This is a genomic window from Streptomyces sp. HSW2009, from assembly GCF_040240285.1.
Classification (GTDB): Bacteria; Actinomycetota; Actinomycetes; order Streptomycetales; family Streptomycetaceae; genus Streptomyces.
On the sequence record NZ_JBEHZD010001262.1, the window covers coordinates 1 to 264 of the forward strand.

Sequence of the window (264 nt, forward strand, 5' to 3'; positions counted from 1 at the left end):
GTCGCGTCATAGACGGGGAACAGCTAACAGTCGGCCATCTGGTAGAGCTCCTGGATGTTCTCCACGAAACCGGTGACGACCCTGACGCCGGCGCGGCGCAACTCCAACAGCAAAGCTTTATCGGTGACCGTGCTCGTGCTTGCCACGAGGACAGCCGCCAACCCCTGCTCTGCGGCTCGGCGCAGCGCTAGGACGTTGCGGCCGGCCCGGCAGTGACCCACGTGCAAGACCACGGGCCGTGCGTCGAAGTAGCCGAACTTAGCC

1 protein-coding gene is annotated in these 264 nt (G+C 64.8%); it reads right to left on the bottom strand.

Going from position 1 to position 264, the window contains the following annotated elements; translation table 11 throughout:
* Nucleotides 1-23 precede the first annotated feature (23 nt).
* Nucleotides 24-264, bottom strand: a 241-nt coding sequence (locus AAHZ94_RS35395; protein WP_349997724.1) for a hypothetical protein, incomplete at its 5' end; no start/stop codon positions are given.